At 55.6% G+C, this 18,277-nt stretch carries 13 protein-coding genes; 10 read left to right on the forward strand and 3 right to left on the reverse strand.

From position 1 onward, the window contains the following. Position 1: 1 nt before the first annotated feature. From KXU80_RS22865 to KXU80_RS22875, 3 genes are all read right to left on the reverse strand, one after another. On the reverse strand, positions 2–805 hold the full coding sequence (locus tag KXU80_RS22865) for an SDR family oxidoreductase (RefSeq protein ID WP_219835455.1): 804 nt from the start codon (positions 803–805) through the stop codon (positions 2–4). 159 nt (positions 806–964) lie between these two features. Then, on the reverse strand, positions 965–1,858 hold the full coding sequence (locus KXU80_RS22870) for a carbohydrate ABC transporter permease (protein WP_219835456.1): 894 nt from the start codon (positions 1,856–1,858) through the stop codon (positions 965–967). A 17-nt stretch (positions 1,859–1,875) separates the two neighbouring features. Continuing rightward, the gene (locus KXU80_RS22875; RefSeq protein ID WP_219835457.1) at positions 1,876–2,844 is read right to left on the reverse strand and encodes an ABC transporter permease; all 969 of its coding nucleotides are present in this window, start codon (positions 2,842–2,844) and stop codon (positions 1,876–1,878) included. Positions 2,845–3,032: 188 nt separating this feature from the next. Between KXU80_RS22875 and KXU80_RS22880 the strand changes: the two genes are divergently transcribed. The 10 genes from KXU80_RS22880 (at position 3,033) to kdpB (ending at position 18,277) form a co-directional block, all read left to right on the forward strand. Beyond that, the gene (locus KXU80_RS22880) at positions 3,033–4,604 is read left to right on the forward strand and encodes a response regulator transcription factor (RefSeq protein ID WP_219835458.1); all 1,572 of its coding nucleotides are present in this window, start codon (positions 3,033–3,035) and stop codon (positions 4,602–4,604) included. Then, positions 4,579–6,351: a sensor histidine kinase gene (locus tag KXU80_RS22885; protein WP_219835459.1), complete on the forward strand. Its 1,773-nt coding sequence runs from the start codon at positions 4,579–4,581 to the stop codon at positions 6,349–6,351. The genes KXU80_RS22880 and KXU80_RS22885 overlap by 26 nt, the downstream gene beginning before the upstream one ends. 192 nt (positions 6,352–6,543) lie before the next feature. Then, positions 6,544–8,223 carry an ABC transporter substrate-binding protein gene (locus KXU80_RS22890; RefSeq protein WP_258171115.1) on the forward strand — a complete coding sequence of 560 codons (1,680 nt, stop codon included), beginning with the start codon at positions 6,544–6,546 and terminating at the stop codon, positions 8,221–8,223. 196 nt (positions 8,224–8,419) lie between these two features. Then, the gene (locus KXU80_RS22895) at positions 8,420–11,497 is read left to right on the forward strand and encodes a discoidin domain-containing protein (RefSeq protein ID WP_219835460.1); all 3,078 of its coding nucleotides are present in this window, start codon (positions 8,420–8,422) and stop codon (positions 11,495–11,497) included. A gap of 93 nt (positions 11,498–11,590) precedes the next feature. After that, complete coding sequence (locus KXU80_RS22900) at positions 11,591–12,802, forward strand: enolase C-terminal domain-like protein (RefSeq protein ID WP_258171116.1); 1,212 nt, start codon at positions 11,591–11,593, stop codon at positions 12,800–12,802. A gap of 176 nt (positions 12,803–12,978) precedes the next feature. After that, a complete protein-coding gene (locus KXU80_RS22905) occupies positions 12,979–13,818 on the forward strand; it encodes a methyl-accepting chemotaxis protein (RefSeq protein ID WP_219835461.1) in 840 nt (279 codons plus the stop codon). 195 nt (positions 13,819–14,013) lie between these two features. Continuing rightward, the gene (locus KXU80_RS22910; protein ID WP_219835462.1) at positions 14,014–14,166 is read left to right on the forward strand and encodes a hypothetical protein; all 153 of its coding nucleotides are present in this window, start codon (positions 14,014–14,016) and stop codon (positions 14,164–14,166) included. 208 nt (positions 14,167–14,374) lie between these two features. Beyond that, positions 14,375–14,419, forward strand: coding sequence for a potassium-transporting ATPase subunit F (locus tag KXU80_RS28520; protein ID WP_374987800.1), 45 nt, complete (start codon positions 14,375–14,377; stop codon positions 14,417–14,419). A 47-nt stretch (positions 14,420–14,466) separates the two neighbouring features. Next, on the forward strand, positions 14,467–16,140 hold the full coding sequence (gene kdpA / locus KXU80_RS22920) for a potassium-transporting ATPase subunit KdpA (protein WP_219839187.1): 1,674 nt from the start codon (positions 14,467–14,469) through the stop codon (positions 16,138–16,140). A gap of 94 nt (positions 16,141–16,234) precedes the next feature. After that, positions 16,235–18,277, forward strand: coding sequence for a potassium-transporting ATPase subunit KdpB (gene kdpB / locus KXU80_RS22925; RefSeq protein ID WP_219835463.1), 2,043 nt, complete (start codon positions 16,235–16,237; stop codon positions 18,275–18,277).

Below are 18,277 nucleotides of genomic sequence, written 5' to 3' on the forward strand. Positions count from 1 at the left end.
ATTATCCGCGTAGCAGCGACTCTGCACCGTCAATGAAGATCGGGGTGCCCGTAATGTGACTCGATTCGTCGGAAGCGAGGAACAGTACGAGGTCAGCCACTTGGGCTGCTCGACCTGGACCGTCCTCCAGCGGATGTTCGCCTTCCGGATAGTTGACCGGGATCTTGATTGCTTCGAGCCCCGGCACGGGATGCGTGCTCTGATCGATATGCGTCCGGATGGCACCGGGACATATCGCATTGACGCGAATGCCGAATTGGGCGAGCTCCAGTGCAGCCATTTGCATGAAGGCGACTTGTCCGGCTTTGGACGTGCTGTACGCGCTCATGCCGAAATTGGAGAACACCCGATTGCCGTTGATGGAGCTTGTGATGATGATGCTGCCGCCGCGTGCTTTAAGAAACGGAATGGCGTATTTAACGGTCAGAAACGTGCCCTTCAAGTTCGTATCGAGCGTCATGCTCCAGTCCTCCGGCGACATCGTCTCTATGGGTGCAACCGTGCCATTGATACCTGCGTTGGCAAATACAATATCGAGCCGGTCCCATTGGCTCACAGCTTGCCGGGTAGCATGCTCAACCTCGGTAGGCTGCGAGATATTCGCTTCTATAGCGATAGCCTCGCCGCCGGCATGCAGAATCTCATCCCTGACATCCGCAATGCGGTCCTCCCTCAGGTCGACCAGCGCAACCTTCGCGCCTTCCTTGGCCAGCCGCAGTGCTGCGGCTCTTCCGATGCCCGAACCCGCCCCCGTAACGAAAGCGACTTTGTTGCCCGCTCTTCCCGTATCACCCGATTTAGCCATAGATCGAATAGCCTCCTTCGCACTTCAATTTCGATGGTATCCCGCAAGTGCTCATTACCCGCCTCGGAAAGCAGTGTCCCGAACGGGGCTGTTATCTTTCATACCCCTTTTCAAGGGGCGGCAACCATAGACTTGGGATAACACCTCAAGTACGCAGGACTAGCTTTTGATCGCGCCCATCATGATTCCTTTCACGAAGAAACGCTGGATAAACGGATAAACCAGAATGATCGGCAGTGTGGAGACCATCGTAACCGCCATGCGGATGCTCTCGCCGGATACCGGGATGCGCTTCGAGGATTGAGCCAGCTGCTCCGCTTCGGACACCATGGCGCCGGTCTGGTACTGGTTCAGAATCTTCACAAGCACGGCCTGCAGCGTCTTCAGCGACGGCTTGTAGGTATAAATATAGGAATCGTACCAGGCATTCCAGTGGCCGATGCCAATGAACAGCGCAATGGTGGCGAGCACCGGGATGCAGAGCGGAAGAATGATGCTTCCGAAGATTTGCATATCGTTGGCGCCGTCGATGCGGGCCGACTCTTCCAGCTCGGGAGGCAGCTGCTCGATATACGTACGCACCAGAATCATGAGGAAGACCCCGATCAGCCCGGGGAATACAAAAACCCAGAACGAATCGATCAGATGAAGTGATTTGATGATCATGTAGGTCGGAATCAAGCCGCCGCCGAAGTACATGGTGAAGATGAAGAACAAGGTGAAGAAGCGCCAGGCGATCAATTCGCGTTTGCTGAGTGAATAGGCCATCATGCAGATGGCAAGCACGGACAGCGGGGTACCGACGATCGTCCGCAGGGCGGTTACCTTCACGGAGCTGATGAGCTCCGAATTGCGGAGAATCGATTGGTAGCTCTCCAGCGTGAACTTCCTTGGCCACAGATAGAGGCCGCCGCGGACGGAGTCCGTCGCATCGTTGAGCGATACGATCAGGATGTTCCAGAAGGGATAGAAGGTAACGAGGAAGACGATGCACAGAAACGCGTACATGAGCGTATCGAATACTTTATCCGAGAGCGTGCTTTTGGCGAACATACGGCACCTGCTTTCTTTTAGAATAGCGATTGGTTGTTGAACTTCTTGGAGGCGTAATTGACGATCACGATGATGATGAATGCCACGACGGAGTTGAACAAACCGACGGCCGATGCATAGGAGAACATGGAGTTTTGCAAACCATAACGGAACGAGTACGTGGAGAGTACGTCGGAATAATCCTGGTTCAGGCCGTTGCCGAGCAGGAAATGCTGATCAAAGCCGGCATTTAGCACGCCTCCGAGCGAGAAGATCAGCAGGATGACGATGGTCGGCTTCAAGTGCGGCAGCGTGACGTAGATAATTTGCTTGAACCGGCCGGCCCCGTCCACCTTGGCGGCTTCGTACAGATCCAAATTGATCGACGAGATTGCGGCCAAATAAATGATCGAGCTGTAGCCCATTTCCTTCCACGTATTGCCGAAGGCAACGATCCACCAGAAATATTTGCCCTCCGACAGAAACAAAATGCTGTCACGGGTAATATGCAGCCATTTCAGCACATTGTTCACGATACCGTCCGAGGAGAGCACCGTAACGATGATGTTCGCGGCGATTACCCAGGAAATAAAATGCGGCAGGTAAGAGACGGTCTGCACCGTTTTCTTGAACGCGGCGCCTTTGATTTCATTGACAGCGATGGCAATGATGATCGGAATGGGGAAGGACACGACGAGTGTAAGCAGCGTCGAAGCAAGCGTATTTCGCATGATGATGAAGAAATCGCCGTTGTTGAAGAAATAGGTGAACCACTTCATCCCGACGAACTCGCCTTGGAACATATTGCTCCAGAAATTGCCGAGCGCGGGCTGGTAATTAATAAAGGCCATGTAGAGTCCGGCCATCGGCAGGTAGGCAAATAGAACCGCCCATACAATCGCGGGAAGGAGCATAAGCAGGAGATACCGCTGTTCCTTGATCCGGTGCGTGAAATTCTTCTTGGCCGCCTCTTTCTTGGTGCGAATTGTCGTAACAGCCGTTTCCATGAGGTGCACCTCTTTCGTTCATAATGTGAAAAGTATACGGGCTCGCAATTTCGGCCAGCAATACAACAATGTACAGAAATGTACGGGAAAACGTCTTTCATGTCCGTTCCATGCGGATCGCCTCTTCTTCAAGGCTGATGCGGGTAGTATAATAAGGCCAACATCGAATAGAGCTGGAGGGGTTCGGATTGCTGACGATATTTCTGGTGGAGGATGAAACCATCGAGCTGAATTTGATGGTGAACCATATGAATTGGGCGGATATGGGGATCGAGGTTATCGGCTCGGCGAAGAACGGCAAGAAGGCGTGGGAGCAAATCCAAGTGCTGCAGCCTGATATCGTGCTGTCCGACGTGCGCATGCCGTTCATGGACGGACTCCAGCTGGCCTCTCTCATTCAAGAACGATATGACTGGATCAAGGTCGTTTTCCTAAGCGGACACGATGAATTTACATACGTCAAATCCGCGCTGCATACAGGCGCGGTCGGGTACCTGCTCAAGCCGATCGACCGCAGGGAGCTATCCGCCGTCATGGCCAAAGTAAAGGCGGAGGTAGAGAAGGCGAAGCTGCTTCGCCGTTCCAAGGAAATGCTGATCGAGAACCAAGTCGAAACGCTGCTCACGGCAGAAGACGGCGGGAGCCGTGAACAAGCCTGGCTGGAGCTGACCGGGATGTACCCGGCTTATACGGACTTGAAATTTGTAATCGCTTTAATAAATTTGGACGGATATGCCGCTCGGCGTGCTGTCGACCCGCAGGCCGGACAAGAGGCGGTCCGTATAACGTCCCTGTTGAAGGAACTGCTCGAAGTCCGCCGAGTCGAGGGAACCGTGATCAGACTGCAGGAGCAGGAGTGGCTGCTTGCGCTGCCCTGTGCCGCCGAAGGCGATGGCTATGCTTTCCTCTGGGAGGAAACAGCGCGCACGGTCGAACTTGCAAGCGCTTTAACGGCGACAATCGGCGTATGCGACAAAGCGAATACGCTGCAGGAGGGCCGCTCGATGTACGAAACGGCAAGGCGTGCGGTGCGTGAACGTTTCCTGCTTGGGCCGGGGCATGTGGTGCTGGCATCCAAGCTGCGCGACCGGCTGGACTTGGAGCTCAGCGGCGAGGAACGCGCGCAGTCCGGAAGGCTCGATCGGCTCGATTTGTCGGACCGCGAAGGGGCCGGCGAGGCGGTGCGGCATTATTACGATGTAATGATTCGGCTCCGCGCTGCCGAAGCGCATGTGCGCCAAGGAACGGGGGAACTGCTGCGTGCCATTGATACCGAATATGCCAAATACGAGGACAGGGCGGGGCTAAGGGCTGTTGGTGAACGAAGCGACTGGCAGAAGGCCGTCGAGCGCGCGGAGTCGATTGGAGAGATCAGGGATATCACGCTGGACATGGTCAACCGGATTTGCATCCATATCGAGAGCAGGCAGCAGGATCACCATATGCTGCTGGTGCAGCAGGTGATGGATATCATCGACAACGAATACTTCGATTCGCTGACGATCGACTATTTGGCGGGCAAAGTCTATCTGTCTCCGAATTATTTGCGCGTGCTGTTCAAGGAGAAGAAGGGCTGCACCATCCACGAGTATTTGACGGCGATCCGGCTGAACAAATCGCTGGAGCTCCTTCGCGACCGTACGCTCAAAATCCATGAAGTCGCCCGGAAGGTCGGCTACGACAATACGTCCTACTTCTGCTCGTTCTTCTACAAAACGCAAGGAGTCACGCCGAATGAATATCGCAAGAAGTTTCTATAATCCGCTGTCGCGCGTCTATATGAATCTGGTCAACAAGCGGTACCGCAGCAAGCTGTTTCTCGTCTTCCTGTTGGTTACGATCGTGCCGGTCTCAGTTCTCGTGTCGTACGCCTACCATACGATCAAGGACCAGCTGATCAGCCAGGCGGTCGACAACGTCGGCAGCACGATGGACCAAATCAACAACAACATCGAGAACAAGCTTGATCTGTATTCGCAAATTTCCACGCTGATTTATTTGGACACGGAGCTTCGCAATTATTTGGTGAATCCGTATAAGAAGAACGATGTGTTCGTGCTGGACGCCTTCGATTACATCAACAAGTCGCTGTACAAGATTTTGGCCATGAACCCGAACTTGAAGGCGATCACGATCTACTCGAACAACAATTCGCTCAATTCGGACGGGTTCTTCATTAAGCATATGGAGGAGCTTCCGCCGGCCTTGGTCCAGCAGTCGCTTCATGCGGAGGGGCAGATCACGAACTTTTACTTGAACAGCACGGCCGCGAACGGGAAGGTCATCCTTCTGGCGCGGTCGCTTAACTATTTGAGCCTCAATTATCCGTACGGCATCCTGACGATGGAAATCTCCGAGTGGGAGCTCTATTCCCTGATCGAGAAGGAGAACAAGAATAAGGCGATCTACGTCTCCGATGCGAACGGCAATATCATCACCTCCAGCATCAAAAATTCCCCGTATCGGAAAGTTTCCGACATCGTGCCGAGCGGCGCGGACACGGATGCGCTGAACAAGGGCTCCATCGTCTACAGCGACATTGCCGGAGAACCGTCGATTCTGGTTCAGAAATCGCTGCCTAACGGGTGGAAAACGTTCGTGGTGCTTCCCTATGATGAGCTGATCAAGCAAGCGTCGAGCGCCTCCCGAAAAATGCTCTATATCTCCTTGGCTTGCATTGCCCTGGCGATCGTCTTGATTTACGCGACGAGCCAGCTGATGACGAAGCGCTTCGAATGGCTGCTGCAGCAAATCCGCAAGGTGGAACGGGGGAATTTCGATGTGCACCTGCCGCGGATGGGAACGGACGAAGTGGGACAGTTGTCTTTTGCGCTGAGGAAAATGGCGGTGACGATTCAGGATTTGATCAACGACGTGTACAAGAAGGAAATTTCGCAGAAAGAAGCGGAGATGGACAGCCTGCAGGCGCAAATTTCGCCCCATTTTCTCTATAACACGCTTGCCTCCATCTCTGCGCTTGCGGTCGCGGGCAACAACCGGGACAGCCATCTGATGGCGGATGACCTAGCGAAATTCTACCGGATCTCGCTCAGCAAGGGTAAGAAAAGCATTCCGATCGAGCAGGAAATCCGCTTGACCGAGCATTACCTCGCCATCCAGAGGGTCAGGTTCGAGGGGCTGTTTGGCGTGCATTTCGTGCTGGACGAGTCCCTGCTTCATTACACGGTGCCGAAGCTGATTCTGCAGCCGTTCATCGAGAACTGCATCAATCATGCCATGTGGGACGAGGAGAACGGCATTCATATCGTAATCAAGCTGATGGAAGAAGGCGACGACTTTGTGCTGGCTGTGATCGACGACGGGATGGGAATCCCCCGCGAGGTGATGGCGCGCATGCGGGAGAAGCCGGATCAAGCGCTTGGTTACGGCATCTATAACGTCCATAAGCGTATCCAGCTGGCGTTCGGAGAGCGTTATGGCGTGCAGGTGCATAGCAGGCTGGGGATGGGTACGGCGGTATACATTCGGATGCCGAAGGCGCGGTGAGCGGAGCGATGAAAGTCGTTTTCCGTTATGATTGCATGCAAAGTTGTATAGATTCACAGCGGAACGGGTGACTAAAATAAACCTAGGCAGCAGCGATTCGCACATGCCTCGCGGAGCCGGCAGGCTTCCAGCCGAATTATGTAATCGCTGTCATGGCAAGTCGCCAATACGTTAAGGGGGAATAAAAACGCGATGTGGAAAAAAGGACAATTTCGATTTACAGTCGCCATGGTGTTGATGGCAACGATGCTTGCGGGATGCGGCGGCAACAACAATAAGCCGGCTGCGAATGACGGTGCGGGAGCAAACGCTCCGGCCGCCAATGAAGCGGGCAACACGGCAGGCGATGACAATGGCAATGCTGGCGCAGCCGAGGATAATAAGCCGATGACGTTCACGTTCTTTGACAAGAACGTCGGCGATTCGTTCGACAACCCGGTTGCCAAGGAGATCACGAAGCGGACGAACGTGTCCCTCGAAATCCAGCAGCCGACGGGCAACCCGTCCGAGAAGCTGAACCTGATGCTGGCGAGCAGCGATTTGCCGGATATTCTGGACATCGGCCGCGGCGATATTCTCGAGAAATACATCGCGGCGGGCGCGCTCATTCCGCTGAATGATCTCATCGATAAATACGGCACACACATTAAGGAAATGTACGGCGACATGCTGAAGAAAACAAGAAGCGCAGACGGCAAGAACTACTACCTGGCCAACTGGTATGGCCTGGAGCAGTATCCGATATTCGGCTTCTTGATGCGCATGGACGTCATGAAGGAGCTTGGCGTCGGCGACAAAGTGAACAATGGCCAGCCGTTCAGCACCGACGAATTCGTAGACCTGCTGAAGAAGTACAAGGAGAAGTATCCGACTGTGAACGGCAAGCCGACCGTGCCGATGACGTTCAACGGCGAGAACATGGGCGCGATCACCGGCTCGTTCAAAGGCATGTTCGGCATGATGCCCTACTACCAGACGGACGGCGGGCTGCAGGCCGATGTGAAGGATCCGAGATACCTCGATATGATCAAATTCATGAACTCGCTCTATACGCAAGGGCTGATCGATCCCGAGTGGGCGACGAACAAGACGCAGCAGTATGAGCAGAAGCTGGCCAGCACGAACTATTTTGCAACGGCTGACGCGTTCTGGAATCTTGGCAAGCCGAACGCCATTCTGAAGGAGGCGGCCAAGGATCAATCACTGAAGGACGAGAGTCAATTCTATCCGTATAAAGTACTCGCTCCGGGCGTAGATCCTTCCAAGGCGACTTACGGACTGAAGAGCTCCTTAGGCTGGGATGGCATCGGGATTTCCAAGAGCAATAAGGATCCGGTCCGCGCCATTAAATTCCTGGATTTCCTCGCAAGCGAAGAAGGACAGTACCTGATGATGTGGGGCATCGAAGGCAAGGATTGGGACATGAAGGACGGCAAGCACGTGCCAAGACCGGAAACGCTGGCAGGCTTCAAGAAGGACTGGGGCGCTTATTCCAAGGAAACGGGCATCCGCAAATGGACATGGACGATCAAGAACGGTCCAGGCTCGGACGGCACGCCGTATGACTTGATCGGCCGCTACGAGACGGAACCGGTATCTGCGCTTGCAATCAAGAACCTTGCGGATACGTCCATCGACACGGCGCCATATGATAACCTTGGTCCGAGCGGCGGCACGCCGGAAGCGATCATCCAGCAGAAGGTGAACGAGACGACCTCCAAGTACTTCCCGCGCATGGTCATGGCTGCTTCGCAGGACGAAGCCGTTGCGACCTACGACAAGATGATGAAGGAATTGGAAACGGCCGGCCTGACGAAGCTGGAGAAAATCTATACCGACAATTACAACAAACGGATGGAACTTTGGAAATAAGGATGGGAAGAGAACTAGACTGCCGCCATGCTAGGGTGCGTTCGGTTTGACCGCGTACGGCAGCGGCATCTTCATGGGGAGCATTGAACGGGGCGCCTCCGGCGCCCCTCGGCTCCGCACACTTCCGTGGCTCGTATGTTAGCGTGGCGGAACGCGAGCGCGGGTATATAGTGACTTTATCCGAAGGAGGCCATTCATGCGTAACTTGTTGTGGACGCGGCTGATTGCCGTCGTAGTCACGTTGATTCTGGGAGGGACTTTAATACCGCAGGTGCATGAGGCAGAAGCGAAGCCTAAGCTGAATATCGAACAAAATAAAGACGTGATATCGGCCACGAACGGGCAGTACACGATTACATACGATCTGGCCACGGGACTCGGAAATCTCGCATGGGGCGGGTTGACGGTGATGCGCGATTTCGGCTCCGATATCAAATTTGCGGGCGAAGATACGCGCTACCGCTCCTCCGATCCCGCGAAGCGGACGGCCGAATGGAGCAAGCTGTCCGGCGACGGCTACGGACAAGACGGCATGAAGCTGTCGATCCGCAGCCAGCTGGATGCCGGACCGGCACTCACACTGAATCTGTATCTGTACGCGGATCGGGCGTATTTCCTCTCCGATATGAGCGTGAGCGGCAGCGGAACGAAGGCGGTCGAGATCCTAGAGCCGGTCGCCGCCGCCAATCTCGATATCGGCGCGGGTGCCGATAAACGGATTCTGACGACGCCGTATACGAACAACTTCGACTTCGGCGTCGCGCCGGTGAACGATTTCGGCAGCAGCCAGAACGGCGCCGACCGCTACGAAGGCGAGCAGTTGAACTGGGAGCCATTCAACGGCATCAGCCACTGGGTGTCCTCGGTGTTCGACAATACCGCCAAACAAGGCTTCGTGGCCGGGGCAGCGACGGTGAAGAATTGGAAGAGCAGCCAGAAGCTCGGCCAAGCGGTCGAGGCGAACGGACCGCTGACCGCGTTCAGCGTCTATAACTGGGGCGGTTCGCAAAGCGGGCCGAACGTCAGCTCGGATCGTTTCTTCTTCGGTTATTACGGGGATTACCAAGCGGGCTTGGAGGAATACGGCAAGGTGTACAACATCGGTGAGCCCCATATGGAATGGAAGGGCAACGTGCCGATGGGCTACAACACCTACTATTCACATTACGGCTATGCCAGCGCGGAAGCGATGTACGCGATGGTCGATTACGTCGCGGAGAACCTGAAGCCGCTCGGCTACGAGTATTTCAACCAGGACGGCGGATTCTGGCCGCAGGCCGATCTGCCCTTCGAGGAAGGCATGAAAGCGTTCGCCGATTATGTGCACAGTAAAGGGCTGAAGGTCGGCGGCTATCAGACGCCGTTCACGATTTACGATTCGTGGCTCGATCAGGCGATTCCGGGCACGGACGCAACCTACCGGGATATTTGCCTGAAGGACGAGAACGGCAAGCCGATCCGCACGTATTTGGGCACGTACGCGATGGATATTTCGCACCCGGCCGCCCAAGCCGCCATCCGCTCGTCGATCAAGCGCTACATGGATTGGGGCTACGATTACCTCAAGCTTGATTTTATCGATATGGGCATGTACGAAGGCCTGCATTACGATCCGAATGTAAACGGCGTGCAGGCGTACCGCATCGGCATGGGCATTATCCGGGAAACGGTGCTTGCCGCGAACCGTCCGGTCTACATTAACGAGTCGATCGCGCCGCTGCTGCCGGCTGCGTTCGCGCATGGCAGAAGAGCGGCCTGCGATACGTCGCTCGGCTTATACGGCTACGGCGGCATCGAGCGCCAAGCGTTCAACGACATGGCGTCCTGGTGGACGAACGGTACGCTGTACGAATACAACGATCCCGATATGATCATGCCGGAAAACTTCACGCAAGGCTTCTGGTACAAATACAGCCAAAGCGAAGGCAAGCTGCTGGCGACGACGGTCGCGATGGGCGGCGGGCACTGGCTGATCGGCGACAACATCCCGTTCCTCAGTGAGGAGCGCATGAGCCTCCTGAACAACAAGGCGCTGCTCGATGTCGCGGCGACCGGCCAAGCGGCGAAGCCCGTCAGCATGACGAATTTCTACCATAAGACCGAGCATGCGCCGTCTATCATGTATTCGGCTGATAAGCGCGGCAATGTCTACGTCGGACTCTCGAACTGGAACGCGAAGGAAGAGGCTGCGATTAACGTGAAGCTGTCCGATCTCGGCTTGAACGAGAGCGCGAACTATACGTTGACGGAGATTTACTCGGGCAGCGGGCTCGGCAAAGCCAAAGGTCAATTCACCTATAAGCTGCCGCCGAACGGCACGGCGATCATTAAAATTACGAACGGCGGTTCCGGCAGGGACGGCGGCATGCCGGTCAATCTTGCGCTCGGCAAGCCGGTGAACGTATCGTCGACGTGGGCCGATTCCGGCTATGAAGGCGCGAAGCTGACCGACGGCCAGCTGTCCACGAGATGGAGCGCTGCCGACGGGCACTATAACAACGAATGGGCGGAGATCGACTTCGGCCAGCCGACGGACGTCAACCAAGTCGTCTTGAAGGAATACAAGGGCGCTTATTTCCAAATCGCCAACTACGCGCTGCAGTATTGGGACGGCACGCGCTACGTCGACATCACGAAGGGCTTCACGGTGGGCGACAACAAGACGATCAATTTCAAGACGGTCACGACCTCCAAGATCAGACTGTTCATGAAAACGAATTATATCATTCCTTCGATCAGCGAGATCGAAGCGTACCACGTCAATGGCGGCGGTGCCTACCTCGTGCAGGACGCAAGCAACACGGACTATGCGAAATACTCCGATATCCGCGCCAAGGTTCAGCGGATGCAAGTGTTCAAGCTGACGAAGAGCGATTTGCCGAAGATGGACGTCTACATTTACGAGAGCTACGTAAACGCGGTGCCGGCGGATGCCTATTACTTCGATATCGTTACGCTGGACGCGAACGACAATCCGGAGAACGTGATCTTCTCCGCATCGCTGCCGGCGTACAATATACCGGGAAGCGTGAGTCCATACGCCATCTATCCGAAGCTGAATAACTTGGATACGAGCAAGAAGTACGGCCTGATCCTCCGGTCGCCGAAATCCGTGGACACGGCATCGACGGACAACAACTACGGCTTCGCGTACAGTGATAACGATCCGTACGCGGACGGTTACGAGAAGCTGTCCCTCGACGGCGGCAAGACGTGGATGACGGAAAACGACGGGAAGCGGGACTTGATTTTCAGCGTGTACTCGAACGGATAAGGAAGGATAAGAGACGGCGGGAATCGACCCCGCCGTCTTCGTTGCGTCGCGATATTGAAGTCTTTATGGCCATTTTGCGGATAGGAGTGCAGAATGGGCGGGTGGAATATGTCCAATCGGGGCAGCAATCGAATGGAGGCGGAAAACAAGATGGATGTATCTAATCTGGAACGAAGCTGGATCATCGAGCGCATCGAATTCGCGACGCTGCGGGGCGAGCGCGCCCGGCATGCCGGCTTGAACGGCAGAATCGGCATGCATGGCAAAGCCTGCTCGGTTCCGGTCGCGCGGATCACGATCGACGGCCGGCACGGCTACGGCAACAGCATTGCGCTGACGAAGGAGCTTGCGGACGCGGTCATCGGCAAGCGGCTGGCCGACTTATTCGACGCCGTAACGGGCCATCTGCTGGAGCCGTACCGTCTGGCGCTGGAATATCCGATTCTGGACTGGCTGGGACAGACGTGGGAGAAGCCGGTCTACGAGCTGGTGGCGGGCGCGCACCGCGTGCCGGGGACGCCGCTCGTCGTGCCGTGCTACGACACCTCGCTGTATTTTGACGACCTGCATCTGGCCGACGAGCGGGCCGCGGTGGAACTGATGAAGCAGGAAGCTTCCGAAGGCTTCGCGAAGGGGCACCGCCATTTCAAGATCAAGGTCGGACGCGGCGGGCGGCATATGCCGCTCTGGGAAGGTACCAAGCGCGACATTGCCATCATCCACGGCGTGGCGGAGGTTGCGGGACCGGAAGGGCTTATCATGATCGATGCGAACAACGCGTACAATCTCAATTTGACGAAGGAAGTGCTGACGGCCGTATCGGACGTCAATTTGCACTGGATCGAAGAGATGTTTCACGAGGACGACGCGCTGTACGCCGATTTGAAGGAGTGGCTGCGCGCGCAAGATCAGCGGGTGCTCATTGCCGACGGCGAGGGTCTGGCCTCGCCCCACCTTGTCGATTGGGCGATACGCGGCCATGTGGACGTGCTCCAGTACGACATTATCCATCCCGGCTTTACGCATTGGCTGGAGCTCGGCGCTCGCTTGGATCGGCACGGGCTGCAATCCGCGCCGCATTGTTACGGCAACGCTTACGGTATCTATGCGTCCGGGCATATCGCTGCGGCGATCGAGCACTTCGCGTTCGTCGAGTACGACGATATTGTCATCGAAGGGATGGACGCATCCGCTTACCGCGTGGCAGATGGACGGTTTCATGTGCCCGCGGAGCCTGGCTTCGGCATCCGGTTTGACGCCGAACGTTTCACGCGGGAGGTACAGGCGAGCGGCTGGAGCAGGTAGGCTGGTTGAGGTGCAAGGCCCAGCGTGTACAAGCATTGGAAGTGATGAATCGCAGCATGATTGAAGCCGTCCGCAAGGGCGGCTTTTGCCTATTTAATGGAAGAAATTAGTATTAAATTTCATGATACGTCATGCCGATAAAGCATACAAAGAGACGATTGGAGTTGGGGAGCGTCATGATGACCAAAGAAAGCTATTTGCATTCCGTAATCGATATGCTCGGCAGCATTTTGAACATTTTACCGGAGGACGGATCGCTTGTCCTGCTGGATACGGATAAAGTAATCGCCTTCCTCGCTTCGCCAACCGTGAAGGTCGACATTCCCGTCGGTACGCCGCGGTCGAAACTGGCGAATACGGTGTCGGACAAGGCAATCACGTTCGGCCGCGTATTCCAAGAGGAACGCGGACCGGAGGCGTTCGGGGTATCCTATGTCGCCACGTCGACGCCGCTGTACTTCGAAGGAGAGGTTGTCGGCGCGCTGACCTCGGCGATCCTGAACCATAAGGTCGATTGGATCCGCGGTTCCTCCGAAGGCTTGGCGGCTTCCGTCGAGCAAATGACGGCAACGTCCAATCAAATTGCTTCGGCTTTCAGCGCGATCAACAAGGAGATGGACAAGCTCTCGGCGAAATCCGAGACGCTGAATCAGGACATCGGCGGCATCCAGTCCATCATCGGCATCGTGCAGGAGCTCGCCGATACCTCTAACCTCCTGGGCTTGAACGCCTCGATCGAGGCAGCGCATGCGGGCGAATTCGGGCGGGGCTTCTCCGTCGTCGCGAACGAAATCCGCCGAATGGCGGTGCAAAGCCGCGAGTCGTCCAAGGACATCCGCGAGCAATTGAACCAAATGCAAGAACGGCTGAAGGAAATTAGCACCGATATTGATGCGATCAAACACGACATGTCGCATCATTCCGAAAGCGTCAAGGAACTGGACGAGGCTTTCGAGCATATCGCCGTTACGGCGAATGGCTTGATGGATAGATTTGCGCTGAATCAGCACGAGTAGGGCATATGCACACTGAAGGGCCGCATCCCGGCAGAACCGGGATGCGGCCTTTTTTGCGTTATCGCTGTCTCGGTCGAGGCGAATATTGATATATTTTTATATTATTTTTACGCGCAGCGTGCAATCTCTTTACCCCGAATTTATACGGAATGGGATTAAGATGTCTGTGTACAGAAGAGCGCAAGGAGGCGGAACATGAGCGATCAAGACATGCAGCAGGGCTCAGCCTTTACTGTCGTGTCGGTCTTAACACCGGCGGGAGAACATTTTATGAAGCTGCTGCTTGCGCAGGGCTTGCCTTTCATCGTCCATTCCCGGACCGGCAGAATCTCGTACATGCTGGATTAGCATAGGATGCCGCGTTCGCAGGGCGCCTATAGCTGCGGCGAACGCTGCTGGAAGTCGATTGGAGGAGGATGCAGAGATGGTCAATGATGCAACCATGGTGTTCCTGTTCGCAGCCCTATTCGGTTTGCTTTGGGGATTCATGAAATTTTGCGAGAAAGCATAAGGGGGAAGGGCCATGATCGTGATCGGTATTCTTGCCATCGCGTTGATGATTTATCTTGGTTTCGTCTTGGTGAAACCGGAGAAGTTTTAACTAAGCGGTCGCTGCTTGATTAATGAGGAGGAAAGTTTGCTATGGGTATGGGATTCGTACAGGTCGCCATTACGCTCGTTATTATAATGCTGTTGGTCAAACCTGCAGGTATTTATCTCTGCAACGTATTTTCGCAGGAAAAAACGAGGCTGGATCGTGTATTCGGTCCGTTCGAGCGCATGCTCTACCGCATCATGGGTGTCCGTGAAGGAGAATCCATGGGCTGGCGCGCTTACTTAGGCGCTGTGCTGTTATCCAATTTCGTCATGCTGATTCTGATTTATCTCGTTCTGAGGCTGCAGAGCTTCCTGCCGATGAATCCCGACGGCATCGGCAATATGCCTGCAGGCCAGGCGTTCAATACAGCCATCTCGTTTATGACCAATACGAACTGGCAGTCGTACAGCGGCGAGAACGGCCTATCCTACCTATCGCAGCTGCTGGCGATTACGTTCCCGATGTTCACGTCGGCTGCAACAGGGTTCGCGATCGCGATAGCTTTCATCCGAGGCCTGATCGGACGCAAGGATGATCTGGGTAACTTCTACGTCGATATGACGCGTTCCATCACGCGTGTCTTTCTGCCGCTCAGCTTTATCGCGGCGATCTTCCTTGTCTTCCAAGGGATTCCGCAGACGCTGCTCGGCGCGGTGCATGCCTCCACGCTGGCAGGGGGAGAGCAGACGATTACGCGGGGCTTAGTGGCATCGCTGGAATCGATCAAGCATCTCGGTACGAACGGCGGAGGATGGTTCGGCACAAATGCAGCGCATCCGTTCGAGAATCCGACACCGCTCACGAATCTTGTCCATACGGTGAGCATGATGCTGCTGCCAACGGCTCTTGTGTACGCATTTGGCTTGATGATCCGCAACAAGAAGCAGGGCTGGGCGCTGTTCGCTGCGATGGGATTCATTTTCCTGGTCATGCTGACGACCGTCTTCTTCTCGGAATACAAAGGCGTGGCGGCTATTGATGCCATGGGCGTTCACGGCAATATGGAAGGCAAGGAAGTCAGGCTCGGCGTATCGGAATCCGCCTTGTTCACGGCGGTTACGACGGCGGCGACAACAGGCAGCGTGAACAACATGCATGAATCGCTAACGCCGATGGGCGGTTTCACCGCGCTGGCTCAAATGATGCTCAACAACGTATTCGGCGGCAAGGGCGTAGGGCTTCTTAATGGGTTATTGTATCTCATCTTATCCATATTTATTTGCGGCTTGATGGTGGGACGGACGCCGGAATTCCTCGGTAAGAAGATCGAAGGCAGGGAAGTAAAGCTCGCTTCCATCGCACTGCTCATACATCCGTTTATGATTCTGGCACCGACCGCGATCGCGTTTCTCAGTCCTTCCGCGCAGTCGTCCATCGCCAATCCCGGCATGCACGGTCTGACGGAGGTGCTGTACGCCTTCGCATCAGGCGCTGCCAATAACGGCTCGGCCTTCGGCGGCTTGACCGCGAATACGGACTTCTACAATATCGGTATCGGCGTTGCGATGCTGTTCGGCCGGTACATTTCGATTATCGCGATGCTCGCCATTGCCGGATCACTCGCCGTTAAGCGGGTCGTACCGGTCACGACGGGAACGCTGAGAACCAACACGCCTTTGTTCACGGGCATACTCATCATGATTATTCTCGTCATCGGGGCGCTCACGTTCTTCCCGTCGCTTGCACTGGGACCGATTGCCGAACATTTGGCTATGCCGCGCTAAGCGGTGAAACGCAGGCTGCCGTTATGCGATAACGGCCGGCAGCCGCGCAGCTTCACCGCCTGGGAGAATGGCGTTAATTCGAGGGAGGATCTATATGGCTGCTGCACGCAGAAAAACATTAACGACAGAAATTGTCCTGCAAGCTTCGGCGGACGCGTTCAAGAAGCTGAACCCCGCTGTTATGATTAAAAACCCGGTGATGTTCATCGTTGAGGTCGGAACGTTCATCACCTTGCTGCTATCGATTAAACCGGACTTGTTCGTCGCTTCGAGCGCGGGCCGGGGGTACAATATCGCGGTATTCTTTATCCTGCTGTTCACCGTGCTGTTCGCCAATTTCGCCGAAGCGTTGGCGGAAGGGCGCGGCAAGGCGCAAGCCGACACGCTGCGCAAGACCAAATCGGATACGATGGCGAAGCTGCTTCAGAAGGACGGCAAGCTGAAGCAGGTCTCATCCACGGAGCTGAGAAAAGGCGATATCGTCCGCGTCGACGCGGGAGAGATCATTCCGACAGACGGCGAGATCATCGAAGGTCTCGCATCCATTGACGAGTCGGCGATCACGGGGGAATCCGCTCCGGTTATCAAGGAAGCCGGCGGCGATTTCTCGTCCGTAACCGGCGGTACGAGAGTAGCCTCTGACTATATCGTCGTCAAAGTCATGACGGATCCGGGTGAGTCGTTCCTGGATCGTATGATCTCGCTTGTCGAAGGCGCCAAGCGGCAGAAAACGCCGAACGAAATCGCACTGACGACGCTGCTTGCCGTATTGACGATGATCTTCATGCTCGTTATTTTGACGATGGTTCCGATGGCCGGCTACTTGAATATCAAGCTCGACATCGCAACGCTGATCGCCCTGCTCGTTTGTTTGATTCCAACCACGATCGGCGGACTATTGTCTGCGATCGGCATCGCGGGCATGGACCGCGTCACGCAGTATAATGTGCTTGCCATGTCGGGTAAAGCGGTGGAAGCGGCCGGAGACATCAATACACTTATTCTCGATAAGACGGGAACGGTCACCTACGGCAACCGGATGGCCTCCGAGTTCCTGCCCGTCCTTGGCATAGCGCCTCAGGAGATGACGGCAGCTGCGCTGCTCGCTTCGGTGAAGGACGAGACGCCTGAAGGCAGATCGATCGTTGAGCTGGCCGTTAAGCGCGGGGAGTCGCAAGTGGAAAGAGACTATGCGGATGCTGAAATTATTGATTTCACCGCGGAGACGCGCATGTCGGGGCTGAACCTCGCAAGCGGCGCACAAATTCGCAAAGGCGCCGTGGATGCCATGAAGCGGCATGTGACGGCCAAAGGCGGCAGCGTGCCGCATGATCTGGACGACATCGCGAACAAAATCGCCAAAGCCGGCGGAACGCCGCTCGCGCTTGCCATCGACAACCGGATCTACGGCGTTATTTACTTGAAGGATACCGTTAAGCCGGGACTGAAAGAGCGGTTTGCAGAATTGCGGGCCATGGGTATCAAGACCATCATGTGTACGGGTGACAATCCGCTCACGGCTGCAACCATCGCGCTTGAAGCGGGCGTCGACGACTTTATCGCGGAAGCGAAGCCGGAGGACAAGATCGCGGCAATTCGCAAAGAACAGCAGGAAGGCAAGCTCGTCGCGATGACGGGCGACGGTACGAACGATGCGCCTGCACTGGCGCAGGCCGATGTCGGCCTCGCGATGAATTCCGGTACGATGGCGGCGAAGGAAGCTGCCAATATGATCGATTTGGATTCCGATCCGACGAAGCTGCTGTCCGTCGTATCCATTGGTAAACAGCTGCTCATTACGCGCGGCGCGCTGACGACGTTCTCGATCTCGAACGACATCGCCAAATATTTCGCCATCATCCCGGCGATGTTCGTCCTTGCGATGCCGCAGCTGCAGTCGCTGAACATTATGCACCTGTATTCGCCGAAGTCGGCGATTCTATCGGCACTGATCTTCAATGCGGTTATCATTCCGCTGCTGATTCCTGTTGCGATGAAGGGCGTGAAATACCGCGCGATGAGCGCGGACCGTCTCCTGTCGCGCAATGTGCTGCTCTACGGCATCGGCGGGGTTATCGTGCCGTTCATCGGCATTAAACTCATCGACCTTGTGCTCTATGGGCTTCACCTTGCCTAA

The organism is Paenibacillus sp. R14(2021) (genome assembly GCF_019431355.1).
Lineage (GTDB): Bacteria > Bacillota > Bacilli > Paenibacillales > Paenibacillaceae > Paenibacillus_Z.